This is a genomic window from Pantoea rodasii (assembly GCF_002095465.1).
In the GTDB taxonomy this organism is placed as follows: Bacteria; Pseudomonadota; Gammaproteobacteria; order Enterobacterales; family Enterobacteriaceae; genus Pantoea; species Pantoea rodasii.
Genome location: NZ_MLFP01000026.1, coordinates 1 through 17406 on the forward strand (window position 1 = coordinate 1; position 17406 = coordinate 17406).

Genomic DNA, 17406 nt, shown 5'->3' on the forward strand with positions numbered 1-17406 from the left:
AAAGTTCAGGGCTTTTTTACGTCTGCAGTCAGGCCTTTTTACGTCTGAAATTCAGCCAGTCAGGCAAAAATCTCCCCCTTACTGACGCGTTTTCAGCCAGTTTTCGATAAAGTCAGCCACGTTAACCGGCTGATTAATATCGAGAAGAGGGATGTTAATCGCTAATTCCGCATCGGTTGCCAGCGCAATCACGTATTCATCCAGTAAATCAGCAACAAGCCACGAGAAATGCTCTGAAGTTGGCGGGTGATTTGCTGAAAATCGCTCAAAATTTCAGTCTAAAACCCCTTATTAATCACAATTTACCACCTCTAGCCGTATTCAATTCCCGAAACCGCCCAACACATGCTTTACTGAATCCTTTGGCAATAATTTATCGCAAGGAAATGAGGTAAGACATGACCGACTCACTACAACAAAAAGTGGTAACACCTGCATCAGTAGCAAGCAGCAAACAACGCATCTGGGCGATTGTTGGCGCATCATCGGGCAACCTGGTTGAATGGTTCGACTTTTATGTATACTCCTTTTTCTCACTCTATTTCGCTCACGTATTCTTCCCAGCGGGCGATACCACAACACAGTTATTGCAAACCGCGGGCGTATTCGCCGCCGGATTTTTAATGCGCCCCATCGGCGGCTGGTTGTTTGGTTACATTGCCGATCGACATGGCCGAAAAAGCTCGATGCTGATTTCAGTCTGCATGATGTGCCTGGGATCATTAGTGATCGCCTGCTTACCCGGTTACGGAGAAATTGGCGTTGCTGCGCCGGTGATCCTGCTGTTGGCGCGAATGTTTCAGGGCTTGTCGGTGGGAGGAGAGTACGGCACCAGCGCCACTTACATGAGTGAAGTCGCGTTAGAGGGCCGCAAGGGTTTTTATGCATCATTTCAGTATGTGACGTTGATTGGCGGACAGCTATTAGCGGTTCTGACCGTGGTGGTGCTGCAGCAGATCCTTAGCGATGAGGCGTTACGCAGCTGGGGATGGCGCATCCCTTTCTTCATCGGTGCCGTGCTGGCAGTGGTCGCACTGTGGCTGCGTCGCTCACTCAATGAAACTTCCGAGAAAAAGAACCGGGAACATAAGGATGCGGGCAGCATTCGGGGTTTATTGCGTAACCACCCACGCGCATTCCTGATGGTATTAGGTTTCACCGCCGGCGGTTCGCTAAGTTTCTACACTTTCACCACGTATATGCAGAAGTATCTGGTCAATACGGCGGGGATGGATGCACGGAGTGCCAGCGGATTGATGACGGGCGCATTACTGGTCTTCATGTTGATTCAGCCGATCGTGGGTGCGCTTTCAGATAAGATCGGTCGTCGATCTTCGATGATGATCTTTGGTGCCGGGGCAGCGATCTGTACGGTTCCAATCCTGATGATGCTGCAGAATGTGCAGAGCAGTTGGATTGCATTTGCGCTGATCATGCTGGCGTTGATCATCACCAGTTTCTACACCGCGATCAGTGGCATCCTCAAAGCAGAAATGTTCCCGCCTGAAGTACGCGCGCTCGGCGTTGGACTTTCGTATGCGGTAGCCAATGCCATTTTTGGAGGTTCAGCGGAATATGTGGCGTTATTGCTGAAGAAGGAAGGTATTGAGACCAGCTTCTTCTGGTATGTATCCGCGATGGGGGCAGTAGCCTTCCTGATTTCGCTGATGTTGCATCGCAAAGGGAAAGGCATTGCACTGTGATTACTGGCTCAGATTCCACAATGCAACGCCAGTCGCGGCTCCCGCCACATCATAGCTAAGATCTTTCCAGCTCCAGCCGCTCCCCGAGGAGCGGCTGTCATATAACTCTTTCCCCACGCCAAAGCTCAGCGAGAATAAAAAACCAAAGCGTAAATTCTGCCCGCGGCTTTGATGTTGATGTTGGGATATTTCGCTGCCGGCAGCGGCCAGTGCGGCGGAGGAGATGAAGTGTTCTGCTTTGTCCTTTCCGGTCCAGTTATCTTGCGCCACGTGCGCACACCCGCTACAAAGTAAAACTACGCAGAGGATGAGCGCACGCATCGGTTATAACAAGCGGCTAATCAAGCGATCAATACGAATACGGCGCAGACGGCGAATCAGTTTGCGTACTTTCGCCGGGTAATCAGAGATACTTTCTAGCTCGCGGAAGTGCTGAACCGTCGTGGTATTTTCACGAATCAGAGCTAACTCTTTCTCACGCTGCGCGGCCAGCTCATTCTTTGGATCGTGGATCAGTACCGCATTTTCCAAATCCAGGCGCCAGGCGCGTGGATTGAGGTTATTGCCGGTGATCATCATCCACTCGCTATCGACCCAAATGCCTTTGAGGTGATAACTGTTTTCACCGTCCTTCCACAGACGCACGGTCAACTGCCCATTGTTGACGTAATACTGCAAGCGGCTCAGGAAGCGTCGCAGATTGATCTCATACAGATAGGGCAGTGCACCAATGATCTTAAACGGCTGCTCAGGCGGGATGTAGAAATCGTTGGCGGTTTTATCGCCCACGATGATCTCCACCTCTTTTCCCTGACGCAGCAGATGGATCAGGTTGCGTACCAGGATTGCTGGAAGATTGAAGTAAGGCGTACACAGTGTGAGTTTGCGTTCGGCGCACGGCATCAAGTGGAAGATGGTTTTATTTAGCAGACTGCGTTTGCCGAGACCGACCAGCGGCGTGACAGCCAATGACTCGTTGTCAGCATTACCCGAAAACTGATAGTTGAAACTGCGCAGATCCTGACGGAACTGGCGCGTCTCGTTTTTGATCTCAGGACTTGATGGACGCTCGGTTTGATCAAGACGATTCACCGCATCCGACTGCTTTAAGTTCTCGCAGATCCACGCATACATGGTATCAGCCAACTGCGGATTGCGGATTAACTGGTAGCGATCGTAGCGATATCTATCATGCTGATGCAGGTAAACATCATTCAGGCTGGCACCGCTATACAGCAATGTGTCATCGATGATGAAGCCTTTCAGGTGCAGCACGCCAAGCGCTTCTCGGGTGTTAACGGGAATACCGTAAACCGGAATGGCAATGTCCGGATGCTGTGCCGCCATCTCGCAATACCAGTCGGCATTGGTTAGCCCACGCGCGGCACCAATTCGGCCACGCTGCGCACGATGCCAATCCACCAGAATGCTGACATCCAGCTCCGGACGTGCCTGACGCGCAGCGTAAAGCGCCTGCATAACGTCACGCCCGCCATCATCGTTCTCAAGGTAGAGTGCGGCGATACAGATGCGTTTTTCAGCCGCCGCGATTTTCGTCAGCAGGGTTTCACGGAACTCGGCAGGCGAGTAAAGCGTGGTCATATCCGACACGGATTGTGACAGTTTAGGCAGCTGTGCGAGGTGTTGTTGGTGTTTATTGCGTTTAAATTTAGACAACATCACAGTGCACTTCTTCTCTGTTCATTGCATGGCCTTTTGCCATCAAATCATGATCCTAACGGTAAATAATAACACCAACCGGCCTGATAAGGAGGATTTTTACCTTTCTGTACAGGTCATGTGTCGGCCTCATCGAGGGGTAAATTAAGGCTAGCAATGCCATCATCCAATTGAATATTCACACGAAAATTAAGTTTTCGAGCCAGCGTAATCATGCCGGTATTATGCGGCATGGTGATACCGTTCAATTGTTGCAGGCCATGATCGCGCGTGTAGCGGATCATCTTTTCCAGCAAACGCCTGCCCATGCCGAGTCCCTTCAAATCAGAGCGCACCAGCACGGAGAATTCGGCATCAATGTTGTCGGCATCTGAAATTGCGCGCGTGACACCGATGATCTCGTCTTGACCCTCATGCTGCCGCACCGCCACGATCGCCATTTCCCGGTCATAATCGATTTGGGTCATATTGGCGAGATCCTCATGAGTGAACTCATTGATTTCGCTGAAGTAACGATAATAAAGATCTTCTTTTGTGACCTGCGCGATAAACGCCCGCAGCTGCGGTTCATCTTCAGGCAAGATTGGGCGGAACAGGCAGTGCTGGCCATCTTTAAGCTGCACCTGCTCTTCAAGATGGTGCGGATAGGGGCGAATGGCTAATCGCGCTGCGTTATCACCGGTAAATGGTGCAAGTTGCAGCGTCACATCCAGTAAGGTGAATTCATCGGCAGAGGCGAGAAGGGGATGGATATCGAGCCGTTGAATCTCCGGGCAATCCACCACCAGGTTTGAGACCTGAACCAGCAGTTGACTCAGGCCAGCAATATCCAGAGGGCGAAGCGCGCTACGGCTGCGGACTTTGCCGCTCTTCATCGCCTGGAGCACCAGATAACGCGCCAGCGTCATGTTGAGCGGCGGCAGGGCGACCGCCGCCTGCTTATCCGGCTGCCATTCCACACCGCCTTCGCCCAGCATAATGATGGGACCGAACAGCGGATCCTGCTCCACCACCACGCGCAATTCCTGCGCACCAGCACGGTTCGCCATGCTCTGAACCAATAGCCCATCGATGCGCGCCTGAGGATGGGTTTACGCACGCGATCAAAAATCGCTTCTGCCGCCTGCTGCACTTCAACCGCACTGCGCAGATACAACATCACGCCCTGTACTTCAGACTTATGCGGAATATCCGGGGAACGTAATTTGAGCGCCACCGGATAGCCAATCTGGTCGGCAATATTGGCGGCTTCATGACTGTCACCGGCAATCCACGTGGGCAGGGTAGACATGCCATAGGCCTGCAATACCGGCTGCACTTCATGAGTATCGAGGGTATCGATGCCTTTATCCAGGGCCTGTTGGATCAGCTGATGTGCCTGGGCACTGTTTTGCGTCAAGCCGATCGGCAGTGCGGGCGTTTCACGTAGTTGCTTCTGGTTGCGGCGATACTCAACCTGATGCATAAATGCGGTAACAGTCCCTTCCGGCGTGCGCCAGGTGGGAATGCCGGCATGAGTAAAAGCACGACGTGCAGCCTGTGAGGAATATTCGCCACACCAGTTGGTCAATAGTGTGACCTGCTTACCACGCGGATGTTTTGCCACGGCGGCAATAATCTGTTCGGCTGTTTCACTGGCGGGGGAGACTGCGCTGGGTGCATGAATAATCATCAGCGCATCTAATTCATGGCTGTTGAGCAATTGCTCGATGCAGGCAACGTAACGCGCGGGAGTCGCATCATCTTTCAAATCCAGCGGATTGCCGCGTCCGACGCCCTCTGGCAGCAGCGCAGCGAGCGCCATCAACGTCTTATCACTGAGCGTGGCCAACTTGCCGTTGCGGGCATATAGCTCATCGAGCGCCAGTGCGGCAGGCGCAGCGCCATTGCTGATGATCATTAAGCGTTCACCACGCAACGGGCGCATATGGCTCAGTGATTCCACCGCGGAAAACAGTTCGTGCGTGTCCTGCACGCGCAATAATCCGGCGCGTTGAATCGCTGCGTCCCAGGCGGCATCCAACCCGCTGTTGGTGCCAATCATCGCCTGCGCCTGATGGCTGCGACCGCTTTTGATCACCAGAATCGGTTTGTTGCGTGAGGCGCTACGTGAGGCCGAAACAAAGCGGCGCGCATCACTGAGATGTTCAAGATAGAGCAGAATGGCGCTGGTTTTGCCATCGCGTGCAAGGAAATCCAGCAGATCGTCGATGTCGATATCCAGGCTATCACCCAGCGCAATAAACCAGGAGAAGCCAAGGTTGCGCTGCTGGGCCCAGTCGAGAATCGTGTTGGACACGGCCGCAGACTGGGAAATAAAGGCAATGCGCCCTTTGGCGATGGGCACCGGCGAGAAGCTGGCATTCAATCCCTGCCACGGCGCCAGCAATCCCAGACTGTTCGGCCCGAGCAGGCGAATCTGCCATTGGCTGGCGCAGGCTTTCAACTCCTCCAACTGACTGGCGGGCGCGGAAAGAATGATGCAGGCTTTACAGCCCTTTTCACCCAGCTGTTGCAGCAGTTCAAGATTGCGTTTGGCATGAGTACAGATAATGGCGAGATCGGGCGGAAAGGGCAGGCTGGCAATATCCGGCCAGGCGAGTACGCCGCTCACGGCCTTGTATTTCGGCGTGACCGGCAGTACCGGACCGCTAAATCCACCTGCCAGCAGGTTACGCATCATAAAGTAACCGGCGCGCCCCGGTGTAACCGACGCACCAATCACCGCGATTGATTTAGGTCGTAACAGTGCTTCCAGTCCGCGTTGGCTCATCATCCACTCCTGAGATCAAGATTGGCATGATTGTAAACGCTTTTTACTCCGCTTGCCGACTCGCCGATCGCAGGCTGAGGATCTCTTTAAGGTTCCAGCGCTTTAAATGCCCGATGTACTGCATACTCTGCTCGCTATACCATGCTGAAACATCGCCATCACGCAGATGCAGGAGATCAGCTGGGCTGACCCAGCTCGCTTGTCCCTGAAGCAGCTCGACTCCTGCATGGCGATAACCTGCGAGGACGAATTCTGAGCAGAAGAAGCGATTGGCTTGAGGATCGTCAACGTCGGCGAGCTGCACGCGTGCCAATGCAGTGAGACAAGCACTGCGCAGATTCTCATGCATCAGCGGCAGCTCGCAGACACGGCGCGAAACCATAAACGGCATAAACATCACAATACCTTTGAAATTGTATTTTTGCCTTGTTGCTGGTGGGCAAACTCGCGCAGCAGCGAGCTTTGGTCTTGAGTGAGACTGGGCACGCGTAGCACCAGTAAATTATTACTCTCGTCAATGGCCTGCTGCAGCGGAATGATTTTTACACCACTGCCTACGGCTTCCGCCACTTGCTGATCACCCAGATAGATTGCTGCATGACTGACGCCTGTGAAGCTGAACAGGCGAATGCCCCAGGATTGCGGCGAGGTGGCAGAGGAGAGCAACAAATCACCGGGCTGTAATTCAGTAACGGTAATGATGTCACCTGGACGCGTGCTAACGGATTGCACCTGCAGTGGGAAAGGACGGTCAGATTGCGGGGCCGTGCTACAGCCCGTGAGCAGCAGCACGACAAACCACCAGATTTTCATAGCACATCATCCTTATGTATGGGGCCAATTCCATGGCGATGTGCGACTATAAATCAAACGGGCGTGTTAAAAAATCAGGCGATCCTTACAGCACGCTTTCCTGATAGTGCACCGGATGATGCGGCTTGCCTGCCAGATAAGCGTGACGGAAATGCTCAAAATGTCGCTGTAACGCCTGAGCTGCATCAACATCGCCAGCCTGTTCCAACAGCGCTGCGGCCACTTCAGCGGTACAGTGTTGTCCCTCACCGTGGGCTTCACGCAAGGTATAGCGCGAAGGCGTGGAGACGTTCAGCGACATCACCGGGAAAGCATCCAGCCAGGGGCTTTTGCGGAACATTTTGCGGGCTTCAGTCCAGGTACCGTCGAGCATAATAAACAGCGGCGGTTTTCCGGTGATGGGCGGTGTCGTCAGCACTTCACGTCCTGCATCGGCGTACGAACCCGGAAACACCACCAGTGGCTGATAGTCGTCGGTTTTCACTGCGGCCAGCATCGCTTCATCAGGTTCGGTGCGTGACCAGCCAAACGCCAACGTATCTGGCAGGATATCGGCGATCAGTCGTCCAGTGTTGCTGGGTTTCATCGGTTCGGTATCGAACATCACCAGGCAAAAACGGCTGCGCGCTTGCTGCGGTTGCAAGGTGGCGCACAGGCAGTTTTTTTGCGGCAGCAGACAACGCTGGCAGCGCACGACGCGGTTACCGCGGGCAAGAAACGGACGCGTGGCGCGCGCTAAACGTTGCGCACGTAAGCGCAGGACGGCATTTTCAGACATAGAATCGCAGGCAGGAAAAAACGCCATTTTAATGTAAGGCAAACCACAAGGCCAGCACGCGGCTGGCCTTAATGACTACAGCGATTCGTCGAGCCACTCATTGAACGGCGCTTTGGGCATCGCACCATTGAGCATGTCGACCATCTCGCCATTTTTAAACAACATAATGGTGGGAATGCTGCGAATGCGGAAACGAGAGCTTAGCGCCGGTTCGGCCTCAGTATTCACTTTCACAAAGCGCACTTTCCCGCGACGTTCATCAGCAACGTCTTTAAACACCGGCGCAAAGTTGACGCATGGGCCGCACCACGGCGCCCAGAAGTCGACAACAACGGGCAGATCGTCTTGCAAATACTTGTCTAACGTTGCTGCGGTGGCATTTGTCACTTCACCGTTAAACAACGCATCGCCGCAGCGGCCACACTTGGCGCCATCGCTAACACGCGCCTCTGGAACGCGGTTGGTTGCCTGACAGGAGGCACATACTGTATTCATCGTCACCTCTAACCGGACCTGTAAATATGATGATTGCCGAACATTATGAAAAGGTTGAGTGCTATGCTCAATCTGGATTGCCCAATAGGTTCAATAGTTGATAGCTAAGCACCAATACATCAGGTAATCTTCGCGCTCTCAATGCAGGAGGAACAAATGAACGACGAATTTAAAGGCAAAAGCGGCAAGGTAAAAGTGATGTATGTACGTGATGAGGATGGCGGTCAGAAGCCGAATCCCCGTACCGGCAAAGGCGGCCGTCCTGCTGCGCGCCAGGAAGATAATCGTCGTTCTGGTCCTCGCAGTGCACGTAATAATGAAGAAGGCGGTCGTAGCGGTGGCGCACGTGGTGATGCAGCGGGTCGTGGTACGCCTGCTCGTGATGCCCGCAATGCTGACCGCGGTCGCAGCTTCGGTGGTCGCGACAATCGTGCTGATGACAACCGTAGCTTTGGTGATTCACCATGGCGCACCGTTTCTCGTCCGCCAGTGGCTGACGACAGCCAGGTTGATGATGCGGCCAGCAACAAGCCAGTGATTGATCCCGAGCAGATTCGCCGTCAGCGTCAGGAAGAGACGCGCGTTTACGGTGAGAACGCCTGCCAGGCGCTGTTTGCCAGCCGTCCGGAAAGCATTGTGCGCGCCTGGTTTGTTCAGAGCGTGACCCCGCGTTTCCGTGAAACGCTGCGTTGGTTAGCGGCTAACCGCAAAGCCTATCACGTGGTGGAAGACGCTGAGCTGACCAAAGCGTCAGGCACCGAACACCACGGCGGTGTGTGCTTTATTATTAAAAAGCGCATGGGCATGGAAGTATCCGAATGGCTGAAAAAAGCCGATACCAAAGATTGCGTGCTGGCGCTGGAAGATGTGAGCAACCCGCACAACCTCGGCGGTATCATGCGTAGCTGCGCACACTTCGGCGTGAAAGGCTTGCTGGTAAACGATGCTTCATTACTGGAATCGGGCGCTGCCGTACGTACCGCGGAAGGCGGAGCTGAACACGTGCAGGCTATCAGCGGTGAAAGCTTTGCTGAGGGACTGGAAGCATTCCGCAAAGCAGGTTACACCATCGTTACCACCTCAAGCCATGAAGGCACACCGCTGGCGAAAGCCGAGCTGCCAGCCAAAATGGTGCTGGTGCTGGGTCAGGAGCGTGAAGGTCTGTCCGACAGCGCTTTCCAGCAGGGCGACATCAGCCTATCGATTGGTGGTACTGGCAACGTTGAAAGTCTCAACGTATCGGTTGCAACCGGTATTCTGCTCGCCGAATGGTGGCGCCAGAACGCATAAAGAAAACGGGCCGAAAGGCCCGTTTTTGTTTCTATCGTTAGTGCGCGCCACCGCCGCCACCGCCCGCGCCAAATGGCGGACGTGCAAACCACACCAGAACCAGCAAGATTAAAAACACCCCCGCCGATGCCCAGAAGATCTCATTCGCCGAGATAATCAGGCCCTGATTGGTAATTTGCTGTGCAATGTAGGCTGATGCCTGCTGCTGCGTCATGCCCATGCTTTGCAGTTGGTCATACATCTGCTGCGAATTGGGATTGAACGGGTTCACCGACTCTGACAGATAGCTGTGGTGCATCGATTCACGATCGGTCCACATCGTGGTGGTGATCGAGGTCCCAATCGAGCCCGCCAGCGTTCGCACAAAGTTCGACAAGCTGGATGCCGCCGCCATACGCTCCGGCGGTAAGCCTGACAGCGTGATGGTGGTCAGTGGCATAAAGAAGCAAGCCACGGCAAAGCCCTGAATAAACTGCGGCCATGCCGATGCTCCAAAATCCATCCCCGGCTCAAACGTATACGCGCGCCAGTAGAAACAGACCGCGTACATGATAAAGCTGAAGGTCACCAACCGTCGCATATCCAGCTTGTGAGCAAAGCGACCAATGATCGGCGACAGGATAACCGGAATGATACCGACCGGCGCGGACGCCAAACCTGCCCAGGTGGCTGTGTAGCCATAGACCTCCTGTAGCAGCTGCGGCAGCAGTACGATCGAGCCGAAGTAGAGCATGTAAGCCAGGCTGATCGACAAACAGCCGATGGTGAAATTTCGCTTTTTAAATAGCGACAAATCGACAATCGGATGGTCATCGGTGAGCTCCCACACCAGTAGCACCACCAGCGCCACGACCGCGACCACCGTCAATACAATGATTTCGGTAGAGCTAAACCAATCAAGCTCTTTACCGCGGTCGAGCATCACCTGCAGTGAACCAATCCCTACCACCAGCAATACCAAACCCACCATATCAATCGGGCGGATTTCCGTTTTGGTTTCACGTCCCCGCAACGTTTGCAGCGTCAGTAACACCACCACCGCGCCGATTGGCACGTTGATAAAGAAGATCCAACCCCAGTGATAGTTATCACTGATCCAGCCGCCCAGAATCGGACCGCAGATTGGCGCCACAATCACCGTCATCGCCCACAACGAAAGCGCAACGCTGCGCTTCGCAGGAGGATAGTTGTTTAGCAGCAGGCTCTGAGAGAGTGGAATCAACGGGCCGGCAACCACACCCTGGATGACGCGGAAGAAAATCAGCATCTCCAGGCTATCGGACATCCCGCAGGCCCAGGAGGCGATCACAAATAAAATCGTCGCCCAGGTAAACAGCTTCACTTCGCCCACGCGTTTGGCTAACCAACCGGTGATCGGAATCGAGATGGCGTTAGCCACCCCGAATGAGGTAATGACCCAGGTGCCCTGTGAGTTCGAGGCCCCCAGGTTACCGGCGATAGTGGGTATCGCCACGTTAGCGATGGTGGAGTCGAGCACCTGCATAAACGTCGCCAGTGATAAGGCGATGGTCATCAGGACTAACGGCGCACCTTCAAGCGGTTTTTGTGCCATGACAGACTCCCGCGAAATTAGTCGGCGTTGGCATTAACGATGTCAGTAATCAGCTGGTTAACCGGCGCGAGGTCGATAGCCAGTGCATTACTTTCATAGGCCGCTTGCGTACGTACGCTGCTGGCCAGTGTGGCGCCGTCTTTATTCTGGGTATCCACTTTCACCAATGTGGAGAGGCCAATACGCAGCGGATGGTCGGCCACTTGCTTCGCATCCAACTCAATACGCACCGGCAAACGTTGCACCACTTTGATCCAGTTGCCGGTGGCGTTTTGCGCAGGCAGCAGTGAGAAGGCGCTACCGGTGCCCATATCCAGACCGACGACTTTGCCGTGATACTCCACGTCATCACCGTAGATATCACTGATCACCGTGGCAGACTGACCAATGCGCACGCCAGCAAGCTGGGTCTCTTTAAAGTTGGCATCAATCCACAGATTATTGGCAGGCACCACCGCCAGCAGCGGGGTGCTGGTGGAAATTTGTGAACCGACCTGCACGCTGCGACGGGAGACATAACCGTCCATCGGACTGCGGATATCAGTGCGCTGCAGTGCCAGCCACGCATCGCGGACTTCGGCGGCGCTCTGTTTCACTGCCGGTTGATTTTCCAGATTGGTGCTCAGGATCATCGCCTGGTTAGCGTTATATTGCTGCACAGCCACATCCAGCTGCGCTTTGGCCGTCGCAACGGCATCACGCGAGTGTTGCAGCTCTTCACGGCCAATCAGGTTAGACGCACCTAGCGGCTCACGGCGTTTCAGGTCAGCTTCGGCCTGATCCAGCGCGGTTTGCTGCAGTTTGATGGTGGCCTGATACTGCTTGCCATTGATCATCAACTGATGGGTTTGACGCACGCTGGTGGCCAACGCGGTCTGCGCTTTTTCAAACGCCTGCTCGGCATCGGTTTTATCCAGTGACACCAAAATGTCACCTTTCTTCACCACGTCAGTGTTATCAAACCAGACTTTGTTCACGCTACCGGAAACCTGCGCCATCACCTGCACCTGGTTGCCCGCCACATAGGCATCATCGGTTTCCTGGAAATGGCGTAACACCAAATACCAGTAGGCCAGATACGCCACCCCAATCAATACAAACACGATAGCCAGCAGGATCAGCACACCTTTGCGCTTCTTCTTTTTATTCGCTGGCTGTTGCGGGCTTTGCGCTTCCGCGGTCGCACTCATGTTGTTCTCCACGTTTTCCATTTAGTCGGGCTGTGTTGATCCTTCAACACGGTTTCCCGAGTCGAAAAAGCCAGCGCTTTGGACGCTGGCCGGATAAAAGGGGATTAAAATAGCGATTTCGGAAGGTGATTGTGTCGCACTTCTTGCTATTAGCGCGACAGGGAAGCGATAACCTGATCTTCGTCCATCTTATCCAGACGATTAAGCAGTTTACGGGTAATCGTTTCCAGCTGATCCTGCTCAGAGGTGGAGAGTGAAGACCACAGATACTGCAGACTCTGATGCTGCGGTGGTAACAGAAGACGTAAGAATTCGTTACCTTTTTCAGTCAGATGCAGGTGCAGGCAGCGACGATCGTTCTCGCTTTCACGACGCTCAATCCAGCCGCGTTTTTCCAGCTCATCAGCAATGCGCGTTGCGTTGGTACGTGAAGAACCCAAAGCAGAGCTTAATTCTGATGGCTGAATGCTCTGGTTTTCCTGCGCATCCAAAGTGATCAGCGCCATGAATAAGGTTTCGTTAATTCCCTGCGCCTTCAGCATCTTGTTGCGGTTATCCAACAATTTTCCCTGCATATGCATGCACAGACGAGTCAGGATGATTTCCTGCAACGGAAAATCTTTATGGCGGTTAGCACGGATGTTGAGCATCTGTTCAATGGGAGTAAACGAACTTTCCATTTTAAAAAAAACCTCTTAGTTGCAACTTGTATAGTAAGGATGGTGACAGATTAAGCGTAGTCATATTTTCCGCCAGTGATTGTTTGCACGATCACATTGTCAACATCTGGCGTTCCAGGTCGTTCCATAACCCAGGGCATTTGGCCCCAACAATACATCCGGCAGAATGGTTGCATTGTCATCAATTCGCCTGGCGAAACCTTTTTACAGAAAAATAATTTCGCGAGAAAAAATAACTATGGTGAATAACTGTGCTGCTAACCATAACAAACCCAATCATCAATGAACAGTCTCACTCACTGCTTTGGACCCGTCTTTACGTTTTCTAAACACTTTTATTTTAGGTGTTCAGCTAATAAATCAACGAGTTAATTAACGAAACTGTAACATCAGCGTGCCTGACACCGTACCAGCTAAAATGATGGAATGCATTCGTTTGGAGGATGGAGCCCCACGCGAGGTGAGAGTGAGCATTTGTCTGGCAGTATTCATCACGGAAGTAAAACGTTGATAACCCAATAGAGGTAATAGTAACCCAAAAAATTATTTCAATGATGTGTTAATTAACAGGACGTACCAGTGCGTTATAGCGCACAAAAAGTGAGGGGATAAGAAAAGAGCGGCCAGAAAGCCGCTCTTGGGGGGAATCAGATTACTTGGCCGCAGCCTGCGCGTCAGAGATCCACTTATCGAACTCGGCCTGATGGCCCTTGATCCAGCCATCTACATGACGGTTGATATCCGCTTCAGACGCCTGGCCCGCGTGCATTGCCGCGTTCTCTGAGTTGATATCACCGATCGGCAATTTCATCTCAGCAAACAGTTTTGCCGCCGCCGGGTTTTTCTCAGCCCAGGCTTTGTTGGCCACAATGTGCATGGTGTTAACCGGGAAACCGTAGTTTTTGCCATTAGGCAGTTTGGTATCCACTTTACTCTGCTCACCCGGCAGGGATGAGAATGGCACCTGCAGCCATACCACATCTTTACCCGGCTTCAGCACGTCGCTCAGCCAGTAAGGTGTCCAGGTGTAATAAAGGATGGGTTTACCTTGCTTGAAGCGCGCCAGGGTATCCGCCACCATCGCGGAATAGTTACCCATATTGGCGGTCACCGTATCAGCCAGGCCAAAGGCTTGGTTCTGATGGTTAATCACCGCCTCACAACCCCAGCCCGGCGTACAGCCGGTCATGTCGGCTTTGCCATCCCCGTTGCTGTCGAACAGCTTGGCAATTTTCGGATCTTTAAGCTGTTCAATGTTGGTGATGTGGTACTGCTCAGCGGTTTTTTATCGATCAGATAACCCTGGGCAGCGCCGCCAACGTAAGTGCCTTCACGGTAAAACTTGTTGTCGCCACCAGCGGCTTTGTACATGTCGTCATGCAGTGGCTTCCAGTTGGCGGCCACAAAGGTCGCATCGCCGGCTGCGATAGTGGTGTACGCCACGTTGTAATCGACTTCGCCTGGCTTCTCAACGGTGTAACCCAGTTTTTCCAGCGCGCGGCTGACAATCAGCGTCTGGAAGGTTTCCTCTGCGATGGTGCTCTGCAGAGGCTTAACGGTAATGCCTTTACCCGGCAGGTCGGCGGCGGACACGTGCGTCGCGGCGAACGTCGTCAGGACGGCGGCGAATAGAGCTGTCTTGCGCATAGTCATTCCTTATTTTACGTGTTGCGTCGGAGACGGACGGCCACACTGGGCCGTCCAAACAAATCAGGCTTTTTTACTGAAGGGGCGAAGCAGCAGGCCAACCGGGCCCGAGCTGTACCAGTGACGGTTGCCACGGCTACGGCTATCACGCGCTACCGATTGAGTCAGGCGATCAAGAATGATCGCGAGGATCACGATACCCACACCGCCAACGGTGGCGAGGCCCATATCGAGGCGACCAATACCGCGCAGCACCATCTGACCCAAACCACCAACAGCAATCATCGAGGCGATAACCACCATCGACAGCGCCAGCATCAGCGTCTGGTTCACACCGGCCATAATGGTTGGCATCGCCAGCGGCAGCTGCACTTTAAACAGCATCTGACGCGGACTGGCACCAAAGGATTCACTCGCTTCGATCAAATCGGCGGGCACCTGCTTAATGCCCAGGATGGTGAGACGTACCATCGGCGGCAGCGCAAAGATAATGGTGACCACCACACCCGGCACGTTACCGATACCGAACAGCATGACGATCGGCACTAAATACACGAAGGCAGGCGTGGTCTGCATCGCATCCAGCAACGGCCGGATAATGCGCGCCGCACGTTCACTGCGTGCCAGCCAGATCCCCAACGGCAGACCGATAATGATGCAGAACAGCAGGGCGGTGAGAACCAGCGCCAGCGTCACCATAGCTTGCGACCACGCGCCAATGGCACCAATTGCAATCAGTGAAATCAGAGTCGCAATACCCATCGCCGGGCTGGCAATCTGCCAGGCGATCAGTGCAAATACCACAATTGCCACAGGCGCGGGCATGCCCAGCAACATCTGCTGGAAGCCACTCAGGATGTAGTCCACTGGCACGCGAATGCCCTGAAACACCGGACGGAAATGGCTGACAACCCAGTCAATGCCTTCGGTCACCCAGCTGTCGAGCGGGATCCAGGTTTTGTGGAACGGATCCATGATATTGAAATGTTCAGGCGCTGGAGCGGGTGCACTGTTGAGCCAGTCACTGCTGCTGGCGGCACTGCTGGCGGCATCATGGCCACCGCTGGCCGCCGAGGGATCACCCCATGCATCAGCTGAACCGCTACCGGATGTACTGCTGGCGGCATCATGTCCACCATTGGCTGCGGAGTTAGCGGCGCTGCTGTCTGCGGGGGCGGCGCTCCCGCCCCAGGGATCGCTACTGCTGGCTGCCGCGCTGGAATCGGTCGCGGCGGGTGGCTGGGTGGTCTGGCTGGCGCTACCCCACGGATTGGCTGTTTGTTCACTCATCATTAGGCTCCTTCACGATCTAAAGCGCGCAATAGCATGCTTTTGGAAATAATACCGACGTACTGATTATCCTCACCGACCACGGGCACCGCGCAGGGTGCCTGGGCAACGTGAGAGAGCAAATCGTTCAGTGAGGTATCCGCGGGAACCGCTAGTGGTGTTTCAAGCAGCGCGTTATCCAGGCCTTCGCCGGCGGCCAGTGCCGCTTTTAGCGAATCGGTTGAGACGACGCCGACAAATTTCTGTTTCTCCAGCACATAGCCATATTCACGGTCTTCATCCTGAAGCAGTTTGATGGCCGAACGTGGGCCAAAACCGGCCGCTTTACGGATCAGCGCGCCAGCGCTGCGACGGGCAATGTCCTTGGCGCTAAACACATGACTAATATCAACACCACGGAAGAAGGTGCGAACATAATCATTGGCGGGATTATTCAGGATTTCATCTGGCGTACCGACCTGCACCACTTCGCCGCCCTGCATGATGGCGATGCGATCGCCAATACGCATGGCTTCGTCGAGGTCATGGGAAATAAACACGATGGTGCGCTGATGTTTTGCCTGCAATTTTACCAGCTCATCTTGCATTTCGGTGCGAATGAGTGGATCGAGTGCGGAGAAGGCTTCATCCATCAATAAAATATCGGGATTGATCGCCAGTGCGCGGGCTAATCCGACACGTTGACGCATACCGCCGGAGAGTTCATCTGGGTAAGAGTGAGCATAATTATCCAGTCCCACCTGACGCAATGCTTCCAGCGCTTTTTCCTGACGCTCAAGCAAAGGCACGCCCGCTAATTCCATACCAAAAGCGGCATTATTCAGCACCGTCATATGGGGCATTAATGCGAAGGATTGGAATACCATGCTGATTTTATTTCTGCGTACTTCACGCAGTTCGGCATCCGATATTTTCGCAATATCGACACCGTCAATGATCACCTGGCCGCGAGTGGGCTCGATCAGACGATTGAGAAGGCGAACCATGGTGGACTTGCCTGAACCTGACAGCCCCATGATGACGAAGATCTCGCCTTCTTCAATGGCCAGACTGGCATCTTTTACGCCGACGGAGAGACCGGTTTTCGCCAGAATACTCTCTTTGCTTTCGCCTTTCTCAATCAGCTTAAATGCCTTTTCGGGGTGATCCCCAAATACCTTATATAAATTCTTTACTTCGAGTTTAATTGCCATGCAATAATTAATTTCCCGGTTAAATGTTTAGCTATTTCTTGTTGTGATCTCGATTAAATTTAAGCGCCCTATAACCTAGCATAGTGAGAATATCTGACAACCCTTAATGGGGATATTGGCGTGACTGGCATAGCGCAGATCGCCGATAATTCCAGTGCTCACAAGGGATGAGCGCGAATCATTTTTTTCTGAATTTTTTGTGAAATTAACCCGCTTTCACCGCAAATGCTCAATGAAAGGCGAATAAATTGCGCTTAGAAGGGCGATATAATGGATAAAGTGATGGCGCTAAAATGACAAA

General features: G+C 53.5%; 13 protein-coding genes and 2 pseudogenes. 2 read left to right on the forward strand and 13 right to left on the reverse strand.

Annotation, left to right across the window (positions count from 1 at the left end; genetic code table 11):
- The first annotated feature begins 398 nt into the window (after window positions 1–398).
- Window positions 399–1703 (forward strand): MFS family transporter, encoded by a 1305-nt coding sequence (locus tag HA45_RS21395; RefSeq protein WP_100702070.1) that lies wholly within the window; start codon window positions 399–401, stop codon window positions 1701–1703.
- On the opposite strand, the gene HA45_RS21400 is transcribed toward HA45_RS21395, so the two are convergent.
- From HA45_RS21400 to trxC, 7 genes and pseudogenes are all read right to left on the reverse strand, one after another.
- Window positions 1704–2024 carry a YfiM family lipoprotein gene (locus HA45_RS21400; RefSeq protein WP_100702071.1) on the reverse strand — a complete coding sequence of 107 codons (321 nt, stop codon included), beginning with the start codon at window positions 2022–2024 and terminating at the stop codon, window positions 1704–1706. It lies immediately after the preceding gene.
- 3 nt (window positions 2025–2027) lie between these two features.
- Window positions 2028–3383 carry a CDP-diacylglycerol--serine O-phosphatidyltransferase gene (gene pssA / locus HA45_RS21405; protein ID WP_100702072.1) on the reverse strand — a complete coding sequence of 452 codons (1356 nt, stop codon included), beginning with the start codon at window positions 3381–3383 and terminating at the stop codon, window positions 2028–2030.
- Between the two features lie 116 nt (window positions 3384–3499).
- A pseudogene (locus HA45_RS21410) lies at window positions 3500–6156 on the reverse strand (bifunctional acetate--CoA ligase family protein/GNAT family N-acetyltransferase).
- 43 nt (window positions 6157–6199) lie between these two features.
- Window positions 6200–6553, reverse strand: a complete 354-nt coding sequence (locus HA45_RS28390; RefSeq protein WP_244563503.1) for a C40 family peptidase — start codon at window positions 6551–6553, stop codon at window positions 6200–6202.
- Entirely contained in the window at window positions 6553–6969 is a 417-nt protein-coding gene (locus tag HA45_RS28395; protein WP_244563504.1) for a YiiX/YebB-like N1pC/P60 family cysteine hydrolase, read from the reverse strand. The genes HA45_RS28390 and HA45_RS28395 overlap by 1 nt, the downstream gene beginning before the upstream one ends.
- Window positions 6970–7054: 85 nt before the next feature.
- Window positions 7055–7747, reverse strand: a complete 693-nt coding sequence (locus HA45_RS21420) for a tRNA-uridine aminocarboxypropyltransferase (protein WP_100702075.1) — start codon at window positions 7745–7747, stop codon at window positions 7055–7057.
- A 75-nt stretch (window positions 7748–7822) separates the two neighbouring features.
- Complete coding sequence (gene trxC, locus HA45_RS21425) at window positions 7823–8242, reverse strand: thioredoxin TrxC (RefSeq protein WP_100702076.1); 420 nt, start codon at window positions 8240–8242, stop codon at window positions 7823–7825.
- 156 nt (window positions 8243–8398) lie between these two features.
- On the opposite strand from trxC, the gene HA45_RS21430 reads away from it, so the two are divergent.
- Window positions 8399–9532 carry a tRNA/rRNA methyltransferase gene (locus tag HA45_RS21430; protein WP_100702077.1) on the forward strand — a complete coding sequence of 378 codons (1134 nt, stop codon included), beginning with the start codon at window positions 8399–8401 and terminating at the stop codon, window positions 9530–9532.
- Window positions 9533–9569: 37 nt separating this feature from the next.
- On the opposite strand, the gene emrB is transcribed toward HA45_RS21430, so the two are convergent.
- The 6 genes and pseudogenes from emrB to proV all read right to left on the reverse strand — a co-directional run bounded on the left by emrB (window position 9570) and on the right by proV (window position 17105).
- The gene (emrB, locus tag HA45_RS21435) at window positions 9570–11105 is read right to left on the reverse strand and encodes a multidrug efflux MFS transporter permease subunit EmrB (RefSeq protein ID WP_100702078.1); all 1536 of its coding nucleotides are present in this window, start codon (window positions 11103–11105) and stop codon (window positions 9570–9572) included.
- Window positions 11106–11122: 17 nt separating this feature from the next.
- Complete coding sequence (emrA, locus tag HA45_RS21440) at window positions 11123–12295, reverse strand: multidrug efflux MFS transporter periplasmic adaptor subunit EmrA (RefSeq protein WP_100702109.1); 1173 nt, start codon at window positions 12293–12295, stop codon at window positions 11123–11125.
- Between the two features lie 149 nt (window positions 12296–12444).
- A complete protein-coding gene (mprA, locus tag HA45_RS21445) occupies window positions 12445–12975 on the reverse strand; it encodes a transcriptional repressor MprA (protein WP_100702079.1) in 531 nt (176 codons plus the stop codon).
- A gap of 652 nt (window positions 12976–13627) precedes the next feature.
- Window positions 13628–14622, reverse strand: a pseudogene (gene proX / locus HA45_RS21450) (glycine betaine/L-proline ABC transporter substrate-binding protein ProX).
- 63 nt (window positions 14623–14685) lie between these two features.
- Window positions 14686–15912 (reverse strand): glycine betaine/L-proline ABC transporter permease ProW, encoded by a 1227-nt coding sequence (gene proW, locus HA45_RS21455; protein WP_100702081.1) that lies wholly within the window; start codon window positions 15910–15912, stop codon window positions 14686–14688.
- Window positions 15913–15914: 2 nt separating this feature from the next.
- Window positions 15915–17105: a glycine betaine/L-proline ABC transporter ATP-binding protein ProV gene (gene proV / locus HA45_RS21460; protein ID WP_100702082.1), complete on the reverse strand. Its 1191-nt coding sequence runs from the start codon at window positions 17103–17105 to the stop codon at window positions 15915–15917.
- Window positions 17106–17406 lie beyond the last annotated feature (301 nt).

Bases quoted from the DNA above. Each gene is read 5' to 3' on its own strand.
- HA45_RS21395 (WP_100702070.1), top strand. From the start codon at position 399: ATGACCGACTCACTACAACAAAAAGTGGTAACACCTGCATCAGTAGCA.
- HA45_RS21400 (WP_100702071.1), bottom strand. From the start codon at position 2,024: ATGCGTGCGCTCATCCTCTGCGTAGTTTTACTTTGTAGCGGGTGTGCG.
- pssA (WP_100702072.1), bottom strand. From the start codon at position 3,383: ATGTTGTCTAAATTTAAACGCAATAAACACCAACAACACCTCGCACAG.
- HA45_RS28390 (WP_244563503.1), bottom strand. From the start codon at position 6,553: ATGTTTATGCCGTTTATGGTTTCGCGCCGTGTCTGCGAGCTGCCGCTG.
- HA45_RS28395 (WP_244563504.1), bottom strand. From the start codon at position 6,969: ATGAAAATCTGGTGGTTTGTCGTGCTGCTGCTCACGGGCTGTAGCACG.
- HA45_RS21420 (WP_100702075.1), bottom strand. From the start codon at position 7,747: ATGTCTGAAAATGCCGTCCTGCGCTTACGTGCGCAACGTTTAGCGCGC.
- trxC (WP_100702076.1), bottom strand. From the start codon at position 8,242: ATGAATACAGTATGTGCCTCCTGTCAGGCAACCAACCGCGTTCCAGAG.
- HA45_RS21430 (WP_100702077.1), top strand. From the start codon at position 8,399: ATGAACGACGAATTTAAAGGCAAAAGCGGCAAGGTAAAAGTGATGTAT.
- emrB (WP_100702078.1), bottom strand. From the start codon at position 11,105: ATGGCACAAAAACCGCTTGAAGGTGCGCCGTTAGTCCTGATGACCATC.
- emrA (WP_100702109.1), bottom strand. From the start codon at position 12,295: ATGAGTGCGACCGCGGAAGCGCAAAGCCCGCAACAGCCAGCGAATAAA.
- mprA (WP_100702079.1), bottom strand. From the start codon at position 12,975: ATGGAAAGTTCGTTTACTCCCATTGAACAGATGCTCAACATCCGTGCT.
- proW (WP_100702081.1), bottom strand. From the start codon at position 15,912: ATGAGTGAACAAACAGCCAATCCGTGGGGTAGCGCCAGCCAGACCACC.
- proV (WP_100702082.1), bottom strand. From the start codon at position 17,105: ATGGCAATTAAACTCGAAGTAAAGAATTTATATAAGGTATTTGGGGAT.